Here is a 26,584-nt window from a genome sequence, read left to right as displayed (position 1 = left end):
CCCAGACTGAAGGCCAGAACCCACGCCGGTTGTAGATCGGCGTCTCCTCATGGCAGGCGCCACATTGGAGACTGCCAAACTCTATGTTCTGCCCGCAGGCCGGGCATGAGAACCCCTCCCTGCCAGCGGGGCCATGTGTCCAAAGGCTGTGCATTGTTCACCCCCCGAGGCCAGCAGCAAGGGCGCTGGCCAAGGTCGCAATGGCGACGAGCCACAGGATGATTGTCTTGATATATGGTGAAGTCATCATGTTATGTCCAAAAGCTCGGATGCGCGCAGGATAGTCCTGCCCGGTTGCACGGCCTGATTATGAGAGACGTCCCTGGGCGTAGCCCGCAGGGCCGATACAAGGGGTATTGCCGACCGCACTATCGTCGGAAGCGTCGACGCTATGTCCGCTTCATGCGCGGGATGAGGTCAGGTCAATAAGAGTGCCGGGGGTGCCCGAGCGGGCGGCACCCGAAAAACTCGGGATAGCTGCGGGGGCTCTTGCCGCTGCCAAGCCAAGAGTCGCAACACGGCCCTCGGCGAGGCGGACGGAGTTTCGGTTCCAAGCAACCCTGGATCTGGCTGCGGACCGTAAAGCTTCGGGATCGCGCTTGAAGCGGTGCTGGGCGCGGACAGGTTAGCGAACTGGAGAGACCGGCTGCCCAAAAGCAGCGCCGTCTGGTTCTGCGAAACCACATGCAGAGTAGCGCGTGTCAGGTCGGCTGGCAGAGCGGTTGGAACCGCAGCAAGCTGCACCATCCCGACCAGCATGATCGCAAGGCGTATGCCAGTCAGCAAAACAGACACGCAGCGGTTCATGAGATCAATCTGCACGGAGCACGGAAGTTCAGCAAGGGTCGTCCGCCTTGATCCGCGGCCGGCGCAAAGGCCGCCAGCATGATGCTGGTTCAAAATTATCTCTCATGCCTGTCCTCATCGTCATCCCAGAGCCCCTGCGCGCGCAGATCTGCTTCGCGGCGCCTCTCAATTCGCCGGATCAGCTGAATCGAGACCTCGTATAGGCTGTAGATCACGCTAAAGAGCACGATCTGGGAGATGACATCCGGGGGCGTTGCGATTGCCGCAAGAATGAGGATTACAACGACGGCATAGCGGCGGACCGATCCAAGCCCCGCCGCGCTGACCAACCCGGCCCGCCCCATGAGCGTCAACAGGACTGGCAGCTGGAAGCTGAGGCCGAAGGCAAGAATGAACTTGATGGTCAGGGACAGATACTCGTCAACTGAGCCCTGAAAGACGATGGCCGCTAGTGCATTACCGGCCGCCGCAGGCGCAGTGGGATCGTCGGGTAGTTGCAATGGCCCCTGTTGAAAACCCAGAAAGAAGTCATAGGCCAAAGGCAGAATGACATAGAAGGCGAAAGAGGCTCCGATTGCGAACATCACCGGGGAGGCAATGAGGAACGGCAGGAACGCGGCCTTTTCGTTGCGATAAAGCCCCGGCGCCACGAAACGCCACATCTGATAGGCGATGATCGGGAAGGCCAGCACGAAGCCGCCGAGCAGAGAGATGCGGACGGCTACGAAGAAGCCCTCCTGCAGTCGCAACAGGATAAGCCCGCACTCCTGACTCCGTTCTTCAAGAGCCGCGCAGATGGGCTGGGTCAGGAAGTTGTAGATCGGGTTCCAGACGGTGTAGGACAGCACCATCGCAACGGTGAAAGCGACGATTGACCAGATGATCCGGGTGCGCAACTCGGTCAGGTGTTCGATGAGAGGTGCCGAACTGTCGTCCAGATCGTCGGGCTTTTGTGTATTTCTAACCATTTTCGATCGTCTTTCATGGGATCGCAGCGTGGCACGCGGATTTCATCGGAAGACGCGGGGCGCGCGCGCATCATATCCAGACTCCCACCAGCGTGAGCGGAAGCACCCTGCGGCAGGAAACACCTGCGACAGGGGATAAGACTGTCAGAAGATCAGTGCCGCGCCTCCGATCAGGGCGGTCATCACCACCAGAAAGATCGACCAGTGCAAGAGCACCGTGCCTGCACCTTTTTTCGGCGCAGAATGGTGGTCGTGGTGTTCAGGGTCATAGGTCATTTTGTGTCCTTACCAAGCAGAATGAAGCGGACCGTCGACGAGCCAAGTCCGCACGTCGATTTCAGGTAAGGGTCAGGGGGGGATCCCGGGGGCGACCGGGCAGGTGACGCCGACAAGCGCCCCCTCGGGTTGAGGTGACGCCGTGGCCAAAGGCCTCGCGCGGCTCCAGGAACGCATGTGGCGCAGATGCAGCCAGAACGTCATCAGGCAACGGAACCTTGCGGTCACCGGGGCTTGCTGAAGGCCGCTCCAGAACGGCCTGACCTGGCAGCAACAGGCTCTCGGACAGGCATTCATGTGACGACACCAGGCCGCCACCGGAGGCAAGCGGACGGGATGTCATCCAGACCGCCGTAAGCACCAGCGCCAGAACCGCAGCCAGAGCAACAAGGGCCTTGGCCGGGAAGAACCGGGAGGGTGAAGCACGCTTTAGATGCATTTGGAGCATCTCAATGAACATGGCGATCTGGGATGCAAAGAATAGCGCCGCCCGATGGGGCGGGGCCGGGGGTCAGTGCCGCGCCTCGCCGAACTGGAGAGGTTCTGGCGTCTGGCCGCGGGTCTTGGCCAGCGACACCACCACGCCGATGGTCAGGATCGTGAAGGTGATCCCCAGGGACCAGGCCGGCGGGAACTTCTCCCACCCCATCAGGTCGGCGATGAAGATCTTGGACCCGATGAAGACCAGCAGGATCGACAGCGCGTATTTCAGGTAGGCGAAGCGGTGCAGGATCGCCGCCAGGGCGAAGTACAGCGCCCTGAGGCCCAGAATCGCGAAGATGTTCGAGGTATAGACGATGTAGGGGTCGGTGGTGATGGTGAAGACGGCCGGGACGGAGTCGACCGCGAAGACCAGATCCGCCACCTCGATCACGATCAGCGCCAGCAGCAGGGGTGTGGCAAAGCGGACCGCCTTGCCGGTCCTGGGGTCGGGCTGCCTGACGATGAAGTCATGCCCGTGCAGCTGGTCGGTGACGCGCATCCGGCGGCGCAGGAAACCCAGAAGCCGGTTGTCCGCCATGTCATGGGGCTGATCGCCCGCGAACAGCATCTTGATGCCGGTGAAGATCAGGAAGGCCGCGAAGATATACAGCACCCAGTGGTAGTGCTCGACAATGGTCGCGCCCAGGCCGATCATGATGCCGCGCAGCAGGATCACGCCCAGGATGCCCCAGAACAGCACGCGGTGCTGGTACTGCCGCGGAATGGCAAAGAAGCTGAAGATCAGCGCGATGACGAAGATGTTGTCCATCGCCAGCGTTTTTTCGACGATGAAGGCGGTCAGGTACTGCGCCGTCGCCTCGCCGCCCATCTGCCAGTAGATGAAGCCCGAGAAAGCCAGGCCCAGGGTGATGTACATCGCCGAGAGCTTGAGGCTTTCGGCGATGCCGATCTCGTGGTCGTCCTTGTTCAGCACGCCGAGGTCGAAGACCAGAAGCGCGACCACCAGGCCCATGAACAAAAGCCACATCCACAGCGGCTTGCCCAGAAATGCGATAAGAAGGAATTCCACGATGCCCTCGCGAATGTTGCCATCGTGCAAGGCGCGAGGAGGAACAGGCCGCCGTCGCACCGAGCACGCTCGATGCGGTCCGACATCGCGCCAGATCAAGGTGATCATGCCGCCAGAGGGGCCCGGTCCCGCAAATCTCACTTGGGAGATCCGCACGACTTGTGCAAGGGGGGATGACAGAATTCTGATCGTCAGCGCGATGAATAGGTCGTCACGAACACATCCCCATGCTGATTTGCACAAACTTTCCAGCCGTGGCAGTGCTTTTGAGGGTTCTGCAGTCCCTCACAAAATCGCGGTCCTGCTCAGGGGAGGAGCAGCGGGCCATCCGCACCTACGCACCGCCTGGATCGCAGGCCACTCCCAACCCTGCAGCCCTTGCAGGCCTAAAGTTTATTGATCCGGTAGACCGGGATACTGCCGCCAGGGCAGGCTGTCAAAACCCAGCTATCCAATACTCTGAAGACACCTCAGCTCAGGCCGCTATTTCTTCAGAAGGGCCAAATGATCGGTATGAGAAGGCAGGCGGTGATGCCGGTCACCAGATTCATCGGCAAACCGATGCGGGTGAAATCGGTGAATTTGTAGCCTCCGGGCGCGTAGACCATCGTGTTGGTCTGGTATCCGATTGGGGTCGCGAAAGCCAACGTCGCCGCGAACATGACCGCCACGACCAAGGGGCGCGGATCAAGTCCCAAGCTCTGCCCAAGCGTTATGGCAATGGGGGTAACGATCACTGCAACGGCGTTGTTTGACAAGAGTTCAGTGAGAACCTGGGTCAGGAAATACAACACGAACAGGACGGCCAGAGGGGGAAGGTCCAGCAGCCAAGGAACAAGCGGATCCACGATCATCTGCGCTGCCCCTGAGTTGTTCATGGCCTCCCCCACCACCAACATGGAGAGGATCAGGATCAGAAGCGGCGCACTGACGGATCCGTAAGCCTCGCGCGGCTCGATCGTGCGGGTCGTCAACAGAACTGCCACACCCAAAATCGCAAGGATCTGGATCGGTGCCGCCTCGATCGCTGACAATCCGATGATTGCCCCAAGAACCAGGAGTACCAACGGCGCCCGTTCCCGCCTGAACGGAAGATCAGTTGGCTCACTCAGGTCGGCCATGTTCATGTCGCCAGCCAAGCGGCGGATGTCCTCAGGTGCACCTTCGATCAACAGCGTGTCGCCCACCTGAACCACGACATCGTCGAGTTGCCGCCCGATGTTCAGGCTGCGCCGATGTACCGCCAGCACATAGACACCATACCGCCGCCGAAGTCGAAGATCCTTGAGGGAACGCCCAAGAAGGCCGCACTGAGGTGGGATCAATGCCTCGACAGTCGTGGTGGCCCGTGATCCGATTCGATCGACCAGCCTCAAGCTGTCCGACTGCTTCAGGCCCAGCAGCTCTTGCATCTCGGTTCTCAGGACAACGCGATCACCCTCCTGCAGCATCACGTCCCGCAACTCCCGCCTCAGGCTCAGGTCGCCCCGCAGGACATCGACAAGGCGCATGCCATCACGCTGGAATACCTCTGCTTCGTGCACAAGGGAACCGATCAGAGGAGATCCCTCCGGAACGACGACCTCCGTAAAATATTTGGAGCGCTTGCGCTTGCCCAGCAGGTCCGTGACCGTATCACGATGGGGCAGCAGCCCCGGGACCAGGGCCCACATTGTCAAAAAGCCGACAATGCTGACGGCAATACCAAGCGGGGCGATCTCAAACAGCCCGAAAGGCGCCAAGCCTCGCTCGCGTGCGACACCATCAACCAGGATATTGGTAGAGGTGCCGATCATGGAGATCATCCCCCCCAGCACCGTCTGGTAGGACAGCGGGATAAGCAACTTGGATGGCGAGAGGCCCATCGCATGCGCCAGCTGGATCGTCACCGGGATCATCACCGCCACCAGCGGCGTGTTGTTTGTAAAGGCCGAGGCCACTGCCACCAGCACACCGACGCCGCAGATCACCAGCAGCCTGTTTCGCGCTGCACGGCGGGACACGAACCACGCGAAGCTGGCAACCAGGCCCGTCCGGACCAAGCCGGCCGAGACGATGAACATTGCGGCAATGGTCCACGGTGCGGGATTGGCGAAAACGTCCAGTACGTCCTCTGTCGGAACGATACCCAGCACGATCGTGGCGGCGGCTCCGAGAAGAGCTGTCACTTCGACCGGATATATCTCGAGCAAGAAAAGGACGAACATGACCCCCAGGACGCCAAGCGTCAGGTAGGCCTGCAGATGAGGCTGGAAGACGACGTCAAGCATGTGAACCAACTGAAGATAAGAGGCGCCTATCATCCTCGGCGTCCAACAGCCGATATACCTTGCCCGCGAGCCGTTGCTCAATTGCCAAAGTTGCTGCGAAAGAGGACGTGTTGTGTCCAGATGACCGAACAACAGCGGCTTTTGCGGTTCGAGGAAGGTGCACTCCCGCAGTTATCAGAAGGGGCGCGAAAGAGAGCATAGCTGCTCGCAGGATGATAGGAACTGGCCTTGGCGCGTAGACCTGCAATTTCCCTGCAAGCACGTGAGAGAGCAAGCTGTCGGCGCCTCTTCCGCATCGCCGCAACTGTGCTCGCTGCGCAGAGACTATTGGCAACCAGATTCAGAGCAAGCTCGGCATGAGGAGCAGCTGACCCGCGCTAAAAAGCTGGCCAGGTGCAGCGTGACAAGTCTGCCAACTTTATCGACGGTCTTTCGCTCTGCTTCTGCGCCAGAGCTGCCACCATCGTCGTGACCGGACAAAGCCCGCTGAAACGACCGGCTGCAAGGCAGGAACGTCGATTGCAAGCACCATCAATCCCAATGGGATCATCCACAGACCAAAGATCGGCAGAAAAGAAAGAAGTCCGCCCAGGAGCAGCAACACGGCCAAAGGCATGCGCAACAGGATGCCGATCCTGCCATGAATGATCACGAAGAGACGTTTGAGCAAAGGTGAGAGGCGCGCAAGAGCCACGAACTGTCGTTCCAGGCGACGCCGGTGGCGCTCACCCATTTCTGTTACCGTTGATAACGGCAGGATCCGAGAGATGATGTCTCGTCGGCACAATCCATGAACATGCATGATGCCAAGTAGAGAGGGTCTGGAACAACGCAAAAATCCTCAAGAAGAACAACCGGGAACGATCTGGCACTGAACAGGACTAGACAGGCAGCCTGCGTGCCTCGGAGGACCCGCGGAAAGTCGCCGAAGCTTTCAGAAGTTGGGGCAGAACCCCAAGGCTTCGGGGCCATTCATGGCCCCGGAGCTTCACTTGTGAAGAGGCTTGCTCTAACCGAGCATGACGAGGCCTGCGCTCAACAGCCCGGTCAGTCCCAGACAGAGCCAGAGCCCCATCCAGAAGCCGCGCCGGTTATAGATCGGGGCCTCCTCTCCACAGGCACTACAACGCCCAGGGCCATAGGTCATTTGCTCGCCACAGGCGGGGCAGCGGAACTTCCGCACCAATGGGGGCGGGGTTGGGACAATGGTCATGGTCAGCCCCCTAGTCCGGCGATGATGGCGCTGATCAGCATGCTCCCTCCGACGAGGGCCATGATGAACAGTCTGAACTTCGGAGATGTCATGGGTTCACGTTTGCACATGGCGGCCCCCGGCTGTTCGCCCTGGCGAGGCTGCCGTTTCATCAAACCTCTGCCTGGCCCTACACGACACGGCTCGTCAGGCATGGCCTGCCTTACCCGGAGCGTGGGCAGCTTCGGTCGCGAAGCAGGTCCCCACAGTGCCGTGCGCATGGCGCGGGCGAAGGGGAACCTGCGGCAGTCGAGTGGTCAGGCAACAGGAGGACCGCGGACGCGCGGCCGGTGATGGCCCCGCTGTGCATGGAGGCTTTCAAGGGCGTAAGGGGCCAGCCAAAGCAGCGGCCCGGCCGCCTCCCTTAAGAAGATGCCATCCCCGGTCAGCCCCACGACCGGATCTGTGGATGACTTGGCGCCTGCCACTCCCGACAACTTGGTCGCCAGAACGGCCAGTTGGGCTGGCCGGTGCGCCTGCAGATAAGGCGTGGGGGCGTGCCTCAACGCGCTGCCGCCCGGTCTCAGGCCGTCCAGTGCCTCCGGAACAAACAGTGCAAGCTGCATCATCCCGATCATGGCGATCAGAAGGCGCAGCTTCGTCAGGACGGGTTGCACGGTGGCATTCATACGCGTTCCAGTGACGATGGCGCGGTTTCGATGGCAAGATGCCGCGATCAAACGTCCTATCACAGGACGGTGATCTACGACCCATCACGCGATCTAGCATGCCGACGGCCGGGCTTGGCGGTGCGCCGTGGCGCGGGCTTCGATGCAGCGCGTCAAGAAGCAAATGGACGCGGTTGAAGCATGGTGTAAATCTGTGCGGACGAATCATATGCAGCCAGGCGCTGCTTCGGCTGGACGCCGCTGCGGGCCGTTAAGGTTTCTGATCATGCTGAACAATATTGGACTTCCGGGGCTTTTGCTGATCGCGGTCGTCACCCTCGTGCTCTTTGGCAAGGGCAAGGTTTCGTCCTTGATGGGCGAGATGGGCAAGGGGATCAGCGCATTCAAGAACGGCCTGCGGGACGGCGAGACGGGCACGGATCCCGCCGCCAGCCAACTCCCCGCGCCGACAGTCGCGGCGCAGAACCGCCACCCCGAACCCGCCGGCCCGGGATCCTCCCTTGGCTGAAGGCTGACGTATCGGTCGTCTGCGATGCGAAGTTCTGCCTGTGCCTGGACGCCGGCGCGGGCCCTGATCCTCTTTGACACATATTCACCCACCCCACACCTGAAGGCCGAGCCCGCCGGAACACCAAACGCGGGCCCGGCTATCTGAAGGGATCTTCGGGCCACCTGTACCAGGTCAGACGCCCGCCTTCGAACCCGCAGGAGATAGGTCGGGTCATGACCGAAAATGCCATCCATCAGCCCGATGTGGGCCCTGACGCGACGCCCCATCTGTCTGATCTTCCCACTGCCGGCCAGCATGGCACCGGCAAACCCGCAACGCTGGTTCTGGGGGCCATCGGCGTCGTCTATGGCGATATCGGAACGTCGCCCATCTATGCCATGCGAGAGTCGCTGCATGCAGCCTCGCGCGACGGGCTGACCCCGGATAATGTGGTCGGGGTCATCTCGCTCCTGATCTGGACGTTGATCCTGATCGTCAGCTTCAAATACGTCATGTTGATCATGCGCGCTGACAATCGGGGTGAGGGCGGCACCCTGAGCCTTGTGACCCTAATCCAGCAGTCTCTGGGCCACCGTCCGATCTGGCTGCTGGCGCTTGGGATGGTCGGGGTGTCGCTGTTTTTCGGCGATGCGATCATCACGCCGGCCATGTCGGTCCTGTCGGCGGTCGAGGGCCTGTCGCTCGTTGCTCCTGGCTTGGACCCCTATGTGGTCCCACTCACACTGGCCATCATCGCGGGCCTGTTCATTGTGCAGCGTTGGGGCAGTGGCGCGGTGTCGGTGCTTTTCGGTCCGATCATGACCGCCTGGTTTCTTGTGATTGCGCTGATGGGGCTGCTGCACATTCAGGACGACTGGTCGATCCTGCGCGCGCTCAGTCCCGGCTATGCAGCAAGTTTCATCGCCGGGAACGGACTGGCCTCTCTGATCGTGCTGGGCTCGGTCTTCCTGGCGGTGACGGGGGGCGAGGCGCTTTATGCCGATATGGGCCACTTCGGGCGCGGTCCGATCCGGGTGGCCTGGACCCTGCTGGTCTGGCCTGCGCTGACGCTGAGCTATCTGGGTCAGGGGGCGATGATACTTGCCCATCCCGAACGGGCGGCCAATCCGTTCTTCCTGATGGTCCCGCCTTGGGCGCTGCTGCCGCTGGTCATCCTGGCTACCATGGCCACGGTCATTGCCAGTCAGGCGGTCATTTCCGGCGCGTTCTCGATGATCAAGCAGGCGGTGCGGATGAACCTGCTGCCCAGGCTCGAAATCCTGCACACCTCGGATACGCAGGAAGGGCAGATTTATCTACCGCGTATCAATGCGATCCTGGCCGTCGGGGTGTTCACGCTCGTGATCGTGTTTGGATCATCGTCCGATCTGGCCGCGGCCTACGGGATCGCGGTGACGGGGGATATGGTGATCACGACGCTGCTGGCGTCGGTTGTCTTCCTGCGGGTCTGGCACTGGCGCGTCTGGCTGGTCGCGGCGGTGGTGGTCCCGCTGCTGGCGCTGGAACTGCTGTTCCTCGGGTCCAACGCCATCAAGATCCCGCACGGGGGCTGGGTGCCGATCCTGATGGCAAGCGCGATGATCGCAGTGATGTGGACATGGGTGCGCGGCACACGCCATGTCCAGCGACAGGCCCGGCGCCATGCCAGCTCGACCCGCGACCTGATCGACAGGCTGAGCCGATCGCAACGTCTGGTGGCGGTGCCCGGGACGGCAGTCTTCCTGACTGCCGATCCAGACATCGCGCCTGCTGCGCTGTTGCACAACATCAAGCACAACCATGTCCTGCACGAGACGAATGTCATCATCTGCGTGACCGTCGCCACCCGCCCCTATGTCGCGGACGCCGCGCGAAACAGCATCACGCGGCCGGCCAAAGGATTCATCCGGATCGACATGTGCTTTGGCTATATGGAGGAAACGAACCTGCCCAAGGCACTTGCCCTGGCCCGCAAGCAGGGCGTGAAGTTCGACATCATGTCCACCTCGTTCTTTCTCAGCCGCCGCAGCTTCCGCCGCAGTAAGTCGCGGGGCTTGCCCGCGTGGCAAGAGGCGCTGTTCATCTCTCTGGCAAAATCCGCGGCCAGCGCTACCGATTTCTATCACCTGCCAAGCAGCCGGGTCGTCGTGCTGGGCCAGCAGATGGTGATTTGAAGTCGATTCTCTGGCCTGCCGGTCACGTTCGGCATAAACTGGCATCAGGATGCCGTAACCTTCCTCACGGGAGCGCGTTGCACCTGGCCTCCTGCGCCGTGTGAGGGAATAATTCCACTAGCGGATCGACGAGGCGCTGTCCTTTCAAACTTCATGCAAGCCACGCCACCTCGAGGGTCAGGACGCATAGCCAGAGATAACGATTGTGCCGTGGGTGATAATCCGCGCTACAGCAGGGCACGGTATCGCTGCATGTTCTCGGGATGAACGCATTGTCCTGCCTTAGCTGCCTGGATCACGGCGGCACGATGCGCCGCCAGACGTGCCGCATATCCCGCCCGGCTGAAATATTCCGGCCGAAACAGAGCCAGGTCGTGCTCGTCTGCCACAAGGTGGAAGTCGCGCCCGATGCCAAGCCGGCGGTGCGCAGGAAACACGATCGGAATATGAGAGCAAACACCGCCCGCGAGCGTGAGCGTTTCTGCACAAACAGCCAGCAGAACGCTTCTTGTGAAATAGAACAGGATGTCAGAGCGCTGCGTGAATGGTAGCGCCTGCTTATGATCCGGATTCTGCAGGAACGCCGCATGCACATCACCGATCTGCACCGCAGCCACGTATAGCTGCACATGTTCCGCGCTGCCCAGATCTGCATCGTCAAGAACCCAGGCATCCGGCGGAGCGAAGGCTTCGAGCGGCAGCATTGCGAGCCGTGGCTGAGATCGCAGGTAGGCGGGCATGTGTTGCGTCCTCCCTCGAAGACAAACATTCAGGTGGGCTTGGGCTTCTCAGCTATCGGCACACCCGGGCCATCAAGTTCTGCTCCACGATCGGTGCAAGAGCTGAACGAGTTCTGTCCGCCCTGAGGAACCCCATGACGTTCCGACCTGAGAAACTGCGGATCTTCTTTCCCTCCTTGCTCACGCCAACTTCGGCTTTCGATTAGGTCAGGGATCGCCCGAAGAGAATATTTATGAGATAAAAAACTTGCTGAAGCCGATCACGCCGGGCGCTCTCATGGGGATGGCGGCGGCGGAACGGCTGCAGGGGCTGTCTCGGCCACAGTCGAGGCCCTTGGCAACTTCGGCATCCTGCGCTTTCATCGGATCCTGCTCTGGCTCTTGGCGAAGCCGACCGCGCTGTTGCTGGATACCTGGGCGGGGACCGAACCGGTCCCTTGGTTCCGAGAGCGGGAGCTGCATAACATCCTGCGCTACCATGCAGCCAAAGACGAAAGTGAGGTCGGAAATTTAGCTTCGTTCGAGCCAAGATTAGCAATAGCATCTGAAAGAAATTCGTTCCTTTTCAGACCTCACCGATTAGGTTGCACAAATCCAAGTTATCGGCTGCCTTCTGTTTACGCGGCGTGACCCGTGCCTTCTATCGAGGTTTCGGGGATCTATGGCCTCTGTCAGCAACCGGAGCCGGACCAACTTCTTTTGCAGTTCATGCAGGCGCAGCCGGCATGCGCAAAACCGCTTGACTGAAACGACCTATTACCGAAGTTTTGAGCCCAGAAAGCTGGTTATTTCGTGGTCTCCAGTGGGTCTAAATTTATAGCCAGCCAATATAGAGCCTGTACGCAGCTTTCAATCTGGCACTGCAGGAGGTTCCGTTCTGCTTGAGGCAGTACTTGAAGACACTCAGGGTCTAATACCGCCTTATCTCGGGTAGTGATTAGAGTGCGGGTAAGGTCTTCTAGAATATTCTTCGCGTGCATGTGTTGATTCACCTTAAATCGCTTCCGTAGCGAACATGAACACTGGATATAGAGCAGCGTCTTCCAGCGCAGCTCCAGCCACCAAGGTACAATCCTTGGTTGATTCGCTTTGTTTGATCAAAATAGTGATCGAAAATTACCAATAGGCGAAAAATTGCCCATGAGAATACTGCGGCTGTTTCCCAACCAATCTTGTGGGATTTTTGCTACACCGGGTAGGAGCTAGTAGCCGTAAGATGCTAGATGGCCAACGCGCTGCAGCGGAATGTGCGCAGGCAAAGCGGCTAACCTAATGCCTAGCCGCTCACGGTGACTTGCGCCGCATGCTGGATGCTCTCGAAGCGGTGGCGATGAACGCACTGCCTTTTCAGCGTCCAGATCACGCGCTCGACCATGCCGTTCTGCTGCGGACAATGCGGAGTGATGAACTCCTGTCGTAGGCCATGGCTGCGCCCGAGCGCGGTGTAATGGCGGCTGGTAAAGACAGCCCGTTGTCGGACCTAAGCAGGAACTCGCGGGTGACGCGGCTCAAGGTTCCAAAACGGCTGATCAGGGCATACTCCAGCGCGCTGGCGGCCGTGGTTGCCGTGCCGGTGCGCGACAGGTGCCAGCCGAGACGTTCGCGCGTGTGGCAATCGATCATCAGGGCCAAGGAGGTGCAGCCGTTCTCGCCGGCCCAGATCCGGCACAGGTTGGTGGACCAGCGCTGGTTCGGCGCCGTGGCGACGGGTGGCCGCACATAGATGCGGGGACGCATCCCGATGGGGCGCTTGCGGACCTGTCGGTTCTTCAGCTGGAGGACCTGCTGCACCGTGGTTTTGTTGAAGCCCAGCAGGAATGCCATCGTCCGGTAGCCGAACGAAGCGGATGGTGCTCTGTCTCACCAGCGGCACAGCGGGGAAAATGGATGCCCGAGCGGTCGAGATGGCCCTTAAGGTTTGACTATTAATTCAGTGGCCCGGTGGCCGCGGCGGGCTAGGTAGTGCCATCCTTCGTGTCACTGATCCGCAAAGGCATCGGGATCTGGTCGCTATTGGCTAGGCTGGCCTCGTGCCAAAAGGCAATCACGCGTAGCCTGTCTCATGATCTCGGTCATCTGAGGCCTTATTGTATAGGCCCGTATTCAAAAACGCGCCTCGGTCCGTAAGGGTTGGACCGAGGCCCAAAGCATATCAGATAAGGTCAAATATACCATTCAAGAGAACTGAATCGCCGTCACCAAAATTTAGAAACGTTCCCTCTGGGATCTCGGTCGCGCTGTAAGTTCTACCATCCAGATCTAGAACATCGCGGCCTGTCTCAAACCCGTAGACGATATCAGCATCGTCTCCGGATCGGAAAATAAGCACGTCACTAGCCCCGTCGCCTCTGTTCCCGTCACCAATCCAAATGCGGTCGGCGCCCTGACCGCCCTGAACTGTGTCACGGCCCATCGATCCGTCCAGAGTGTCGTTCCCGCGGCTGCCCAGCAGGCGATCATGACCCCACCGCGTATTGAAGTTGATGCCGGCGCCGGAACTGGAGATGATGGCCCGGGACGCATCGATCACGTCGTTGCCGGCATGGGTCCAGCCGAGTTCGAAACTGTCAAAGCGCAGGGCGGCATTTCCACCGATGGTCGTGCTGGCATTGCCTGAGAACGCGCCGTCCGACAGCACGCGATCGACAGTCACACTGACACCCTCAATCCCGACAGCCTCGTTGTCAGAATAGATGTCGCCGCGCTTGATCCAGATGTTGATCAAATCATTTCCGGAACCACCGTCGATCGTGTCATAGCCAGGGTTGTGGCTGGCATCACCGTTGCCCCACCGGATATTCTCGTTTCCGCTTCCGCCACTGATAAGATCGTTGCCAGTACTGGAGTGAATGAAGTCGTTTCCGCCATCGCCACTGATCGTATCATTGCCCGAGCCACCGTCAATGACATCGTCGTATCGTGATCCCGCGACACTGTCATTACCGGCACCCGTGAAGATGGACAGGCCGTGGCCGGGTTTACCGCCACCGGCAATGTTCATTGTCGCATTTGTCGCCGAGACGATGTCGTCTCCGGCAGTACCGAAAACACGCTCCATGCCGGTAAATTCCAGACGTTCGTTCCCGATCTGAACACTTCCATCCTCGGTCGAACGCATGTCAATGCGGGCACCGATCGAGCCTTCCAGGATTAGCCTGTCGCCGCCGGGGTTGCCTGGCGTATATGGATTCGCATCATATCGTTCTGCACCGGCACCGCCATGGTAAGAGTCATTGCTCATTCCCGCCTGCCAGTAGAACGTATCCAGCCCTTCAAGGCCCCAGACTACGTCTGACTGTGTAGTGCCCCGCATCGTGTCGTCGGCATTCGAACCTCTGATTTCGTTGCCGTTGATCACACCCGGAGTGGGCGTGGGTACGGACGGAGGCGTAACAACGGGGGGCGTGACCACGGGCGGCTGCGTACCCACGAGTTCATTCGGAACGACGCCATCAAAGAGGAAGTTCGCGGACGTCAGGGTTGCTCTGTCGACACCTTGCAGGAAAATGCTGTCGTTGGTCCCCAAAACGATCCGGGTGCCGCCGTTCTCGCTTACGAGACCGGTAACGTTGGCGTACCCGCGGATGTCAATGGTCTCGCCGCCTCGGGCGTCGAAGTCGGTGATCACGTCGCGACCGTCGCCCGAGTTGAAGCGGAACGCATCCTTGCCGGTGCCGCCCGACAAGGTGTCGTTGCCGGTGCCGGCGACCAGCGTGTCGTTACCCTCGTTGCCGAGGAGGATATCGTTTCCGGCCATGCCCAGCAGAGCGTTGTTGCCGCTGTTTCCGGAGATCCTGTTGTCGAGGCCGTTGCCCTCACCACGCGTGCTTGCAGCGGTGCGCAGGTAGAGCTCCTCGATATCGGCGCCGAGAACCCAATCACGGGTCGAATGCACCTGGTCGCGGCCCTGGCCGGCCATCTCGATCGTGCGGTCGCCCGCGTTGTCGACCCAGTAGACGTCGTTGCCGGCTCCGCCGTGCATCTCGTCGGCGCCAGCTTTGCCGTCGATCGTGTCATTGCCGCCAAAGCCGTATATCTTGTCGTTCCCGGACGTGCCGTTCAGCGTGTCCGCGTTGTCATTCCCAATGGTGCCATCAGGGATGACGACCGGAGGCTGAGGTGCGGTGACGGGCGGAGTTGTCACCTCGATCGTGCTTCCGAACTCACCCGGGCGGATGTCGGCGCCCTCGACCACCGCCACGAGGGCGCGACCGGGGTCGGTCCATTTCCCGGCCCACGCCTCCTGGCCGGGTGATACTGACCACAGATCAACGAAGCTCTTCATCGGGCCGATCTGCCAGACGTTGCCCTGCATGTCGGAAGCATCGAATGTCGCGACTTCTTTTCCGTCAATATAGAAGGTGGCATCCTTTTCCGTCACGGAAACCTCATAGGTGTGCATGCCCTTTGAGGCGTCGAAACCGAGATCTATGATTCCACGTTTCGTCGCCTCCTGGTTCAGGACGACATGCTCGCCACTCGGGTCCTCCATGTGAATCATCAGCTGAACCTGAGTGGTGTCAGCGCCGACAAATTCGAAGTCGAACTCAACCCACGGATCGTTCTTCCAGTCCGCCTTGTAGGTGAACATGCCGAAGACAGCCCCGGGCGCCATCAGCGGCGCTTGGGCCGTCCAGCTCCAGGTTCCGGTGGTCACAACCTCATTCGACTGGACCTCGGCGCCGAGATAGGGCTTGGAGGATCCGGCCGGAGCCTTGGTCAGGGACAGGCTGACGTCACCGTTGGCGGCAACTTTCACGTTGTTCGAAGACCAAGCCATGTTGCTGGTCTGACCCGCGTTCCACTCGGAGATGAGCCAGCTGTCAGGGCCGCTCTTCTGTCCGAGCGTATAGAGGTTCAGGTCGTTGTCGTCCGAAGCAACCGGCGTGGCGGGCGCTGGTGTCGGGTTCACTGGAGCGGGCGCGGGCACAACAGGGGCAGGAGCAGAGACGGGTCCGACATCTGACAGGTTCTTGGGCGCCACACCGTTGAAGGTCAAGTTCGCCCCGGAAAGAGTCGATTTTTCTATACCCTGGAACAGGATGCTGTCACCGCCCCTGAAGACCATGCGTGTTCCTCCGGCCTCGGAGACGAGATCGACATACCCCGCGTAGCCACGAACATCGACAGTTTCTCCTCCATTGGCGTCGAAGTCGGTGATCACGTCGCCACCGTCACCCGAAGAGAAGCGGAACGTATCCCTGCCAGTTCCTCCGGAGAGCGTATCGTTGCCGGTGCCGCCAACCAGAGTATCGTTTCCACCGTTGCCGAGGAGAATGTCGTTTCCGGCCATGCCCAGCAGCCCGTTGTTGCCGCTGTTTCCGGAGATCCTGTTGTCGAGGCCGTTGCCCTCACCACGCGTGCTTACCGCGGTGCGCAGGTAGAGCTCCTCGATATCGGCGCCGAGAACCCAATCACGGGTCGAATGCACCTGGTCGCGGCCCTGGCCGGCCATCTCGATCGTGCGGTCGCCCGCGTTGTCGACCCAGTAGACGTCGTTGCCGGCTCCGCCGTGCATCTCGTCGGCGCCAGCTTTGCCGTCGATCGTGTCATTGCCGCCGAAGCCGTATATCTTGTCGTTCCCAGACGTGCCGTTCAGCGCATTCGCAGAATCGTTACCGTTGATCGAATCCGGAACCGTGGGAGCGGGCAGGGTAACGACTGGCGGAGGCGAGACGACGGGGCTCCTGCTTAGTTCATTCGGAACGACGCCATCAAAGAGGAAGTTCGCGGACGTCAGGGTTGCTCTGTCGACACCTTGCAGGAAAATGCTGTCGTTGGTCCCCAAAACGATCCGGGTGCCGCCGTTCTCGCTTACGAGACCGGTAACGTTGGCGTACCCGCGGATGTCAATGGTCTCGCCGCCTCGGGCGTCGAAGTCGGTGATCACGTCGCGACCGTCGCCCGAGTTGAAGCGGAACGCATCCTTGCCGGTGCCGCCCGACAAGGTGTCGTTGCCGGTGCCGGCGACCAGCGTGTCGTTACCCTCGTTGCCGAGGAGGATATCGTTTCCGGCCATGCCCAGCAGAGCGTTGTTGCCGCTGTTTCCGGAGATCCTGTTGTCGAGGCCGTTGCCCTCACCACGCGTGCTTGCAGCGGTGCGCAGGTAGAGCTCCTCGATATCGGCGCCGAGAACCCAATCACGGGTCGAATGCACCTGGTCGCGGCCCTGGCCGGCCATCTCGATCGTGCGGTCGCCCGCGTTGTCGACCCAGTAGACGTCGTTGCCGGCTCCGCCGTGCATCTCGTCGGCGCCAGCTTTGCCGTCGATCGTGTCATTGCCGCCAAAGCCGTATATCTCGTCGTTCCCGGACGTGCCGTTCAGCGTGTCCGCGCTGTCATTCCCGGTGAAGACGTTCTGAGCGGGGGGCGTGGGTGTTGGAGTCGGCGTGACTACCGGCTCTTCGGGCTCGGGCTGCACGACGGGCGGGACCGGAACGGGGGTCGGCGTCGGGGCAGGCGCCGTGCCTTCGTTCACGCCGTCACGGTCGTATTCCATCACGGTTTCCCAAGCGAGATCTTGCAGATGTGCCGCGATGGTGGAATTGATCGTCGGATAGGGGCCATAATCCCCGAAAACCGTGCTCGGCAGACCCGAGGGGTCCTTCCCGTAAAGCGTCGCTTGGTGAACCATGGTGACGTAGTAATAGCCGGCATCGGTCGGGTGGATGTCGTCGGTGAAGAAATGCCTGATCGAGGTCACGCCGGGGATCTTTCCGGCCTCGATCGCGTCATAGAGGTTGGCCATGGCCTGGCCCGCAGGGATGAGCAGCATCTCCTTCGATCCTTCGGGTCGTGCCGCGTTCACCTTGTCGACCACGCCCTCCCAAACCAAACTAAATTTGTCCAGACTTGCCCGCCAAGCCTTTAGGTCGCCGTTGAAAAAGTCGAAACCGTTCCAGGTTTCGTAAAGATAGGACTGGATGTTGGGGTTAGAGGCATGCGCAAGGTTCAGGAACTTGAGGGCATATCCCGAGGTGTCGTTCCACTCAACGTTCGTTTCCAGCGGCACTGCCTCCGTGATGATCAGTGCATCATATTTTCCAGTGGCAAGTGCCTTATGGGAATCCATGCCCTGCGCATGGGCACGATCATGATCGTTCCAGCTGACACGCAGCGGCGCGCCGGCGATGATCTGGAAATCGGTTCTCCCGTCATTCCCCATGCTGTTCATCATATGAGGGAGCTGTCTTCCGACGAGGCTGTGGCCGATCGTAAAAATGTTTGATTCTGACGAGAGTCCCATTTTCCCTCTTATGATCTGCTATTTATATGGGTTGCGCGCGTCTGGCGCAGTTCGCGGACCCCGTTGGTCAGGTTTGCAGCCTTGGCCATTCGTCATGCCCTGGAATGCCCCGCTTATTGCGGGGCTCGCCTCGTTGCCACGGCGGCCATATCACTACGAAGGGCTTATGACCGCCTGCCGCCAGTCTCGCATCGAAAGGTTAAGGATTCGTTGCCCCTACATCCTGCATCAGAAGGTCCGACTAGGTGTGCCAAAACGACAATTGGTGTTGATTTCCACACAGAACTGGGCCGGGTAGGCGCATAACTTCCAAAAAGTGAGCCATATGAACCTTCCCCCGTAAAGGTCAGCGGCGGGGGTAACGGAATGATCCACATGGGGCTTACGAACATCATCCGACGCATGCATTTGCGCGAGAAGCGATGGTGTCCCGGGGCGTGGTGTAGCTGGCGGTGGCCATTGGGTTTCTCGGTGGGGTCGGGTTGCTGACACCAACTTGAACCGAGAAATAGACCCGATGACCAAGCCGATGACCAAGCCGATGACCAAGCCGATGATGGACCTCCGCGCGCTGGTGGAAAAGAGCGGTGATGCGGACTTGGCTCGCGCGAGATGATCGGCTTCGCCGCCGAGCGGCTCATGGAGCTGGAGGTCGGCACCAAGACCGGTGCCGAATATAGCGAGAAGAGTAGCGAGAAGAGTAGCGAGCGGCTGGCGCACCGTAATGGCTACCGCGATCGAGACTTGCAGACCCGTGCGGGCAGCGTTGAGATGCGTCTGCCAGCTTTTGAGGGCGCACAGGAACGCGACCTTCTTCATGCTACTGAAGACGAAGGTCGCCAAGATTGCGCAGCCGCGGAGTGCTTCGCCGCCTCTCGAACCAAAACACGTCATTCCTGAGTGATCGCCAAAGCGCTGCGGGAGCGGCGCCACCGGCATCGACGCCGGTACTGTTTCTGGCTACATCTTGCAGTGATGGTTTCCCGGGACGGCTATGCCAAACCGGATGAAACGGAAACGCGGTGAGGAGTAGCCATCAATCGCCGAATCCGCGATTGCCCTGCAACTAATCTGTCCCACGAGAGGAGCGTTGAACAGGCTGGGTGGGAAGGGCAGGGAGGTGGACCTCGCTCCGCCGCCTCTTGAGGACGCCCGCTGCAAGAGGATCTTTTCTTATCGCTACAACAAAGACCGTCGAGCTGTCTCCACAAATGTTTGCAACTGTACCCGGCTCACTGGCTTGGCGAGGAAGACAGCTCCATTCGCATTGTCCCCTGTGTGAAGCTTGTCCTGTGTATAGCCCGACATGAGGGCGATACGGATCCTCGGGTAGGTGCGGGATATGGCTTGGGCGAGATCCAGTCCTGACTCCCCCGGCATGACCACGTCGCTGATCAGCAGATCAAGGCCACTTTCGCGGGACATGATGTCACGAGCCTCCTTGCCGTTGGACGCTGTCAGCGTTTCGCATCCCAAAGAGGCCAGCATGCGTGCAACCACCCGTGCCACCGCCGGCGTATCATCAACGACGAGTGCCTTCAGTCTTCTCTCAGGAGAGGCCGCGACAGCCTGATCTGCTGCCACCTCTCCGCGCGTGTCAACCGGCGCGACCGCAAAATGCATGGCGACTGTTGTGCCTTGCCCTATGAAGCTTGAAAGCGTCACGAAGCCTCCGATCTGCTCAAGGTAACCCCGCACCCGCGAAAGACCCAGCCCCGACCCCTGGCCGACCGAGCGGGTCGTAAAGAACGGCTCAAATACCTGTCCCTGCAACTGCTCAGGGATCCCGCAGCCTGTATCCTGCACCGAAAGGCAGATCCAGGTTTGAGCGTCTCCGCCATTGGGATGTGCACGTTCCACGGCGTTCAGCATGACTCGGATGGTGCCCGTGCCCTCAATGGCCTCGCGAGCATTGATGGCCACGTTCAGCAGACAGCTTTCTGCCATGGCCACGTCGATGAGAACTGGCGGCAGGCCTGCATCCACCTCCAGTTCGAGCTTGATCCGGGACGGGATGGCGCGACGGACGAACGGTGCCCAAGACTGCAGGAAGGCCCCAAGGTCTGCGGTCTGCGGGGTCAGTTTCGACTTGCCGGCGAATGCAAGGAGGCTGTCATTCAGAGATTTCCCCCGCATCACGGCGTCCCGTGCCTCTGAAATCAAGATCCTTGCTTCCTCCGCGTCGGATGTCAGCTCAAGAAGCTCCACGTTGCCGAGGATCACCGCGAGGAGGTTGTTGAAGTCATGGCTGACGCCGCCTGCCATCTGCCCGACAAGTGCCAGCCGCTCACTGCGGTGACGCTCTTCCTGCGCGCGCCGCTGCTCCGTGACATTGTCCATGAGGACCACCACGTGGTCATACTGGCCATCCTGACCCGTCAGCGGCACTGCCACGCAGTCGAGAATTTCCTGCTGCCCCGATCGGTGATGCCGGGCCTCGAACTTGCAAAGCTCCTGCGTCGCAAGAGCGTCTCCGATGTGCGCGATATCAGGAGAGCACACCGTCTCCCCCATGACGGCGCCGATGGTTTTTCCCTTCAGCATTCGCTCGTCAGACTTCCAAAGCCTGACGGCCGCGGCATTCGCATAGATGATTGGCCAGGAGTTTATGTCACCCGGGCCTCTTTCGATCATGATCGCACCGGAGGTCATTGCATCAATGGCCGTTCGAAACAGGCGAAGATCCCGCTGTTCTCTCACCTCGCGCGTCACGTTCCGGAAATGAACAGCCACACCTGTCTGGGCAGGATGCACGGTTGTTTCGAACCATGCCTCCAAGGGCGCAAAATGAGCCTGGAAGGTATGAGAGATGCCGTTCTCCCTGACCGCCCTGTAAGTGTGTTCAAAGATCGTGTCGCGTGCTTCCGGAAACTCATCCCAGATGTTTTCGCCGATCAGTTCCTTCGGGTCCCGGCGGAGCATCTGTTCGGCGGCTGCGTTCACGAAGCTGAACCGCCAGTCGCTGTCCAGCAGAAAGAAGCCGTCGGGCATTGTGCGCAGGACAAAGGACAACTCCGCCTGCGCACGCACCCGCTCATCAATGGCAGCACGTTCCCGCGTGATGTCTTGGAAGGCGCCTTGAAGAGCGACGACGCGGCCCTCCTCCAGAATGGCTTCACCAATGGTCCGAGCCCAGAAGATACGTCCCGTTGTCGATCGGCACTGCACGTCCAGGTTCCAGGCCCTCCCTTCGCTCAGGCACAGGTCGACTGCCTCAAGAATCTGCTCCCTACTATTGCCGACATAGAACGACAGGGCGAACTCGAGTGTCAGCGTCGTTCCTTGGGGAACGGCAAAAAGATCATAAAGAAGCGGAGTCCATTCAACGAGGTCTGCGCCTAGATGATAGTGCCACGCACCTGTCTGGCTGACCACACCTGCTCCTTGCAGAAGGCGGAGCTCGTCAAGCTGATCCATCATTGTGCGCGTCGTCCTCGAATGCGTCCAAATGCCCAAGCAGCATGGGAAGAAAGGTTTAACCTTCTCCTTAAGGATGCGAAACTTCAACTCTCAGATGTAAACTAATGCCCGATAACGAAGCCGCCATGTTCAGAAGCCACTTTCGGCCGCCTCTTCCCTGCCAATGCGGTCGCAGACTGTCGCGCAGGCGCTCAGCAGTTCATCCCAAAGACCCATTGCAACCATGCCGTGTATCGTTACGTTAATCTGTATGAATGAACAGTAAGAGATTTGAGGCTGAGGCGATTGAAGAAAGAAAGGACCAAGTCATGCGTATTCTTCTGGTAGAGGATGATCCCCATGCAGCCCGCGCAGTTGAGCAGATGCTGACTGCCGCCAGCCACAAGATGGACCTGGCCGACACGGGCGAGGAGGGTATCGATCTTGCCAAGGTTTATGAATACGATCTGATCCTGCTGGACCTCGCTCTTCCGGACATGAATGGCATGGAGGTGTTACGCCACCTGCGGCTTGCCCGCGTCGACACGCCCATCCTGATCCTGACCGGATCGGACGACACCGAAAGCAAGCTGCGCGGCTTCGGGTTTGGCGCTGATGATTACATGACCAAGCCCTTCAATCGCGAGGAGCTGCAGGCCCGCATCCAGGCGATCATCCGTCGCTCCAAGGGACACAGCCAGACGCTGATCAAGATCGGGAACCTGGTGGTCAACCTTGATGCCCGCTCGGTCGAAGTGCGGGGCAAACCGTTGAACCTGACCGGCAAGGAATACCAGATCCTGGAACTGCTGAGCCTGCGCAAGGGAACCACCCTGACCAAGGAGATGCTCCTGAACCACCTTTACGGCGGCATGGACGAACCCGAGGCCAAGATCATCGACGTCTTCATCTGCAAGCTGCGCAAGAAGTTGTCGGGGGCTTTGGAAGGCGAGAACGTCATCGAGACGGTCTGGGGGCGCGGCTATGCACTGCGTGATCCTGGCAAGCGCCTAGCTATCGGCGCATGAGGTGCAGACCCCAAGGAAAGAACAGCATGCTGCTAAGGGTAGGTTTGATACATCAGCATGCATAGCATACCCAGGTGCTGTCCATAAAGCCGTTCCTGATCGACGTCGAGCGGCTGAAGAGCGGCAAAACGAGACTTATCCTCTTTAGGTTTTTAATACCATATGAGTGGTTTCTATTCTGTAACTAACAGCCATAATCTGCTGCCCTTTGCGGGCTGCGCGTCTGCCACGAGACGATCTACCGCTCTGTCTATTCGGCCGCAGGCCGGGCGCAGGAGCTGGCTCGCCATTTTCCCAAACAACGGCGCAAGCGAAAGCCATACTATGCGTGCCGGCGGAGAAGCCTCTGTTTTCGGCGCCTTACGTGAGCCTATGCGAAGCGGGGCATGGTTGTCCCTGGCCGGCGCATCAGCGTGATCCTGTACCGGAAAGGGATTGATAGCACCACCTTACGATCCGGGTCCTAGGTCACAAAGGCTATCTGACCACCCGCACACCCCGTCATCGCCTGTCTGACCGCAGGCGTGGAGGTTCCTCAGGTACGCGGTTCGGACAATGCCGCGGTCACGACTGCCGCTAACCTGCATCGAGCACGCTGTTTAGACTGGCACATCAGATCTGCGTTTTACCAGCATTATGTTGGTGGCCTTTGCACCAACCAGGGATCGAAGCATGCCTAAAAAGGATTTCAAACAAAACCAGCGGTGCCAGAAAGAGGATGAGCTAGCCTTAAATCCGTGAGGTGGCGGCCGGTGGCGCAGTCGCAAAATCGCTTTAATGCGACGCCCTAATTACCGAAGTCCTGAACCTAATGCGAGCCTCCAATGCATGACTTCTAAAAGACAAAGTTCTCGATGGTCAAACCGTTAACATTCTGGAGGAAGATGCTGAAATCTGGCTGCCTGTCTCCGTCAACGTCGGCGAAAACTAGAGTGCCGTTGGCGTTCTCCTTGAGCCATACAGCATGCGCTGCGGGACCGCTCATGCTAAGCCAGAGATCTTGGTTCCTTGAAGCTGAGGAATTGGCATCGATATGAGAAAGGTCGATCGTGTCGTCTGGTCTTGAGAAATCACGGATGACATCACACAGGTGGTCAGGCCGGCTGTCCAGGATCGACGCGAAGACAAATACGTCCGAGCCTCTTCCTCCGTGGAGGACATCGCTGCCAACTCCCCCCTGCAGGCGATCGTTTCCGCTCCCACCATACAGGATGTCATTGCCGGAGTTCCCGAAGAGGCTGTCATTACCGTGATCACCAAACAGCCTGTCATTCCCGAGTCCACCGATCAAGACATCGGAACCGTCGCCTTCATGAAGCGCGTCGCGGTACCGGCCTCCACGGAGCGTGTCGCCGCCAGCACCACCGAAGAGGGTGTCACTGCCGGAACCGCCGAAAAGGAAGTCGTTGCCATCTTCTCCGCGAAGTATGTCTCTTCCATACCCTCCAAACAGTGAATCCTGACCAGGTCCTCCATAAAGCCGGTCGTTTCCGCCCCCGCCATGGATCCGATCTTCTTCTGTTCCCCCGTAGACGGTGTCAGCTCCCAAGTTTCCGTAAAGTGTATCGTTGTCTGACCCTCCAGCGATGACGTCGTTACCGTCACCTCCATAGGCCACATCGTGACCCTTTCCTCCATCGATGACGTCATCGCCAAGGCCGCCCTCGACTCTGTCATGACCATGGTAACCGTCGATCAGATCGTTTCCGCTGCCTCCGCGAATTGTATCGTCGCCACGGTTCCCGAAGATGTAGTCATCGCCTCCTCGCGCATCTATGAGTTGCGCCATCTTGGGGCTTCCTACAAGGTATTCAGATGCCTTGTTCCCCGCATACTCAGCGACATTCACAGTAATACGGGAAGAATAGCTCAACCCCTGTGGCAGGTAGCTGGCTGGCACGAAGTTAACAGGATCACGAAACTCCCTGTCTGCACTGCGAGGAATTCCCGCAAGCCATTCGCTCGGCCAGTCTACGAAGTGGTTTTCCTCCGATGCTTCAGAGTTTCGACCGTTGCCTTGAATGGTAGGTGATCCATGCCTCGCGCCTTCCAAGCAATAGAAGATCCTGTTGTTTATGAGTATCCATTGCTGAGAGAGATGCTCAACGATCCGCACATTCTGAGGCAGGTTTGACAGATCCAGTTTCTGACCATCTAGCCAGATGCTGTCCTGCGAGGCGTTGAAGTCGTCGATCCTGCCAATGATCCTCTGATCGCCGCTGATGACGCCAGAGAACATGAAGCGATCTGCGCCTTGTCCGCCGAACACATGGTGGCCGAACCTTAGGGCGTAGGAATCACCTGGCTGCCGAGTGACGTCCATGACAATTGTATCGTTCCCCCAATCGCCGAAGACATGGGTCTGATATTGTTGGGGTTGCGGGGCTCCGAAACCGTAAGCAAAAATCGTGTCGTTGCCCCTTCCTCCAGACACCGCCCCGCCACGAATGCTGGAGTAGATGATGTCATCGCCAGCCCATCCATTGATGTCGACGACACCTGAGCCGCCCCTGATTGTGTCGGGGCCGTTAGTGCCAGTCAGGATGGTTGCCCCATGATGATCGACACTGTGCTCGCCATGGTTATGGGCGCCAGCGTCTTCTGGATCGCAGCAATCTTGATCACACATAAAGTTCTCCTGAAGAGCGCACCATTTCCGATAGGCACCGTGCGCTAGTTTCAGGTGGATTTCATCCAGACCGTAAAAGTTTTATTAATTCTGGTTTTCCAAGTTTTCTACTTACTTACGCTGCGAATTTATTCTAGTTGCTCCAATTGGGCTGATACGGATTGAATCTATGTTTAAAAATTCGGAACGCACATGGTGATCAAGAGATCGCTGGTTCGATTAGAAAAAGTGAATTCTCCGAGGGGCTATTGTAAATCACTGAGAACCTCAGCAAGACCAGCCTTGTTATTTATCAATATCCGCTATAGTATTGCACTATACACACTGAGAGATTTTCATGAAGGTCATTGTCTTATCGGTCGCCCTGCTTTTTGCCACGCAGGGGCCCACTTCGGCAGCCGAAGCTGAAGCCAGGGTTCTTAAGGGTGTGGCATCCGTCATAGATGGCGATACGATGGAACTTCACGGAACACGAACTCGGTTGCACGGCATTGATGCTGCGGAAAGCGCGCAGGTCTGTACTGAGAGCGACGGGTCTCCCTGGCGGTGTGGCCAAGAGGCAGCATTAATTCTAGCGGATAAAATTGGTCGCACTCCCATCCTTTGTGAACAGTAAGCGCGACGCCGATCCCCTCCTGCCGCTTGTGATCTGAACGGGTCATTCTCGACGCGGATGAGCGTTGGAGGTTGGGGCTTGGAACGAGACGGCAAAGTGGGCGTCCATTTGGACGGCTCGAGGGGCGGCGGGGTTTCTCGGCTTGAGGTGATCGAGGGGCCGTCCGGGCGCCGGCTTCGCACGAAGGCAGAGCGGGCGCGGATCGCGGCGGAGAGCCTGGTGCCGGGGGCTTCAGTGACGGTTGTTGCGCAACGGCACGGGACGACGCGCTGGCAGATCTATGACTGGCGGAGGAAGCTGCGGACGGGGCAGCTTGTCGTGCCTGAGAGCGTGGCGGCCCTGCCGATGTTTGCCGAGCTTGTCATGGAGGGCGCGGCTGCTGGGGCAGAGATGCCCGCGGAGGTGGTGGTTGCGACCGGCGTGGAGATCGTTGTCGGCGATGTCGTGATCCGCGTCGGCGCCGACGCGGATGAGGCCCTGCTGACGCGGTCGATCCGGGCGGTGCGGGCGGCGGCGTCGTGATGTTCGGTCAGGGAGGGCCGGTGAA

Annotated in this window: 17 protein-coding genes and 1 pseudogene; 5 read left to right on the top strand and 13 right to left on the bottom strand. The window is 59.5% G+C overall.

The genetic code is table 11. The annotated features are described in order from the left end of the window. Nucleotides 1–902: 902 nt before the first annotated feature. The 7 genes from tatC to ACZ2G3_RS18410 form a co-directional block, all read right to left on the bottom strand. Complete coding sequence (gene tatC, locus ACZ2G3_RS18440) at nucleotides 903–1,775, bottom strand: twin-arginine translocase subunit TatC (protein WP_470399755.1); 873 nt, start codon at nucleotides 1,773–1,775, stop codon at nucleotides 903–905. A gap of 144 nt (nucleotides 1,776–1,919) precedes the next feature. After that, the gene (locus ACZ2G3_RS18435) at nucleotides 1,920–2,051 is read right to left on the bottom strand and encodes a hypothetical protein (RefSeq protein WP_470399753.1); all 132 of its coding nucleotides are present in this window, start codon (nucleotides 2,049–2,051) and stop codon (nucleotides 1,920–1,922) included. A gap of 61 nt (nucleotides 2,052–2,112) precedes the next feature. After that, the gene (locus ACZ2G3_RS18430) at nucleotides 2,113–2,511 is read right to left on the bottom strand and encodes a hypothetical protein (RefSeq protein WP_470399751.1); all 399 of its coding nucleotides are present in this window, start codon (nucleotides 2,509–2,511) and stop codon (nucleotides 2,113–2,115) included. Nucleotides 2,512–2,562: 51 nt separating this feature from the next. After that, the gene (locus ACZ2G3_RS18425) at nucleotides 2,563–3,564 is read right to left on the bottom strand and encodes a TerC family protein (protein ID WP_470399750.1); all 1,002 of its coding nucleotides are present in this window, start codon (nucleotides 3,562–3,564) and stop codon (nucleotides 2,563–2,565) included. 491 nt (nucleotides 3,565–4,055) lie between these two features. Next, nucleotides 4,056–5,834, bottom strand: a complete 1,779-nt coding sequence (locus ACZ2G3_RS18420) for an SLC13 family permease (protein ID WP_470399749.1) — start codon at nucleotides 5,832–5,834, stop codon at nucleotides 4,056–4,058. A 418-nt stretch (nucleotides 5,835–6,252) separates the two neighbouring features. After that, nucleotides 6,253–6,567 (bottom strand): tryptophan synthase subunit beta, encoded by a 315-nt coding sequence (locus ACZ2G3_RS18415; RefSeq protein WP_470399747.1) that lies wholly within the window; start codon nucleotides 6,565–6,567, stop codon nucleotides 6,253–6,255. A gap of 776 nt (nucleotides 6,568–7,343) precedes the next feature. After that, nucleotides 7,344–7,715, bottom strand: coding sequence for a hypothetical protein (locus tag ACZ2G3_RS18410; RefSeq protein ID WP_470399745.1), 372 nt, complete (start codon nucleotides 7,713–7,715; stop codon nucleotides 7,344–7,346). 265 nt (nucleotides 7,716–7,980) lie between these two features. On the opposite strand from ACZ2G3_RS18410, the gene ACZ2G3_RS18405 reads away from it, so the two are divergent. Together ACZ2G3_RS18405 and ACZ2G3_RS18400 are read left to right on the top strand one after the other, a co-directional pair. Then, nucleotides 7,981–8,223 (top strand): twin-arginine translocase TatA/TatE family subunit, encoded by a 243-nt coding sequence (locus ACZ2G3_RS18405; RefSeq protein WP_470399743.1) that lies wholly within the window; start codon nucleotides 7,981–7,983, stop codon nucleotides 8,221–8,223. A gap of 215 nt (nucleotides 8,224–8,438) precedes the next feature. Beyond that, nucleotides 8,439–10,379, top strand: a complete 1,941-nt coding sequence (locus ACZ2G3_RS18400) for a potassium transporter Kup (protein WP_470399741.1) — start codon at nucleotides 8,439–8,441, stop codon at nucleotides 10,377–10,379. Nucleotides 10,380–10,606: 227 nt separating this feature from the next. On the opposite strand, the gene ACZ2G3_RS18395 is transcribed toward ACZ2G3_RS18400, so the two are convergent. The 4 genes from ACZ2G3_RS18395 to ACZ2G3_RS18380 form a co-directional block, all read right to left on the bottom strand. Beyond that, nucleotides 10,607–11,119, bottom strand: a complete 513-nt coding sequence (locus ACZ2G3_RS18395; protein ID WP_470399740.1) for a hypothetical protein — start codon at nucleotides 11,117–11,119, stop codon at nucleotides 10,607–10,609. A gap of 1,276 nt (nucleotides 11,120–12,395) precedes the next feature. Beyond that, the gene (locus ACZ2G3_RS18390; protein WP_470399739.1) at nucleotides 12,396–12,494 is read right to left on the bottom strand and encodes a hypothetical protein; all 99 of its coding nucleotides are present in this window, start codon (nucleotides 12,492–12,494) and stop codon (nucleotides 12,396–12,398) included. Beyond that, nucleotides 12,479–12,943, bottom strand: coding sequence for a hypothetical protein (locus ACZ2G3_RS18385; RefSeq protein ID WP_470399737.1), 465 nt, complete (start codon nucleotides 12,941–12,943; stop codon nucleotides 12,479–12,481). Before ACZ2G3_RS18385 ends, ACZ2G3_RS18390 begins: the two co-directional genes overlap by 16 nt. Before the next feature lie 328 nt (nucleotides 12,944–13,271). After that, on the bottom strand, nucleotides 13,272–18,365 hold the full coding sequence (locus tag ACZ2G3_RS18380; protein WP_470399736.1) for a family 16 glycosylhydrolase: 5,094 nt from the start codon (nucleotides 18,363–18,365) through the stop codon (nucleotides 13,272–13,274). A gap of 541 nt (nucleotides 18,366–18,906) precedes the next feature. On the opposite strand from ACZ2G3_RS18380, the pseudogene ACZ2G3_RS18375 reads away from it, so the two are divergent. Next, a pseudogene (locus ACZ2G3_RS18375) lies at nucleotides 18,907–19,148 on the top strand (transposase); the annotation flags it as partial. Nucleotides 19,149–19,544: 396 nt separating this feature from the next. On the opposite strand, the gene ACZ2G3_RS18370 reads toward ACZ2G3_RS18375, so the two are convergent. Beyond that, entirely contained in the window at nucleotides 19,545–21,782 is a 2,238-nt protein-coding gene (locus tag ACZ2G3_RS18370; protein WP_470400012.1) for a PAS domain-containing hybrid sensor histidine kinase/response regulator, read from the bottom strand. Between the two features lie 311 nt (nucleotides 21,783–22,093). On the opposite strand from ACZ2G3_RS18370, the gene ctrA reads away from it, so the two are divergent. Beyond that, nucleotides 22,094–22,792 carry a response regulator transcription factor CtrA gene (gene ctrA / locus ACZ2G3_RS18365; protein ID WP_470400011.1) on the top strand — a complete coding sequence of 233 codons (699 nt, stop codon included), beginning with the start codon at nucleotides 22,094–22,096 and terminating at the stop codon, nucleotides 22,790–22,792. 835 nt (nucleotides 22,793–23,627) lie between these two features. Here the strand turns inward: ctrA and ACZ2G3_RS18360 are convergent. Then, a complete protein-coding gene (locus tag ACZ2G3_RS18360) occupies nucleotides 23,628–25,421 on the bottom strand; it encodes a calcium-binding protein (RefSeq protein WP_470400009.1) in 1,794 nt (597 codons plus the stop codon). A gap of 712 nt (nucleotides 25,422–26,133) precedes the next feature. Between ACZ2G3_RS18360 and ACZ2G3_RS18355 the strand changes: the two genes are divergently transcribed. Further along, nucleotides 26,134–26,559: a transposase gene (locus ACZ2G3_RS18355; RefSeq protein ID WP_470400008.1), complete on the top strand. Its 426-nt coding sequence runs from the start codon at nucleotides 26,134–26,136 to the stop codon at nucleotides 26,557–26,559. Nucleotides 26,560–26,584: the final 25 nt, after the last annotated feature.

The sequence above is a fragment of the Paracoccus sp. KKT209 genome (assembly GCF_055635455.1).
Note: the sequence above shows the minus strand (reverse complement) of the source record. Positions and strands in the feature narration are given on the sequence as shown.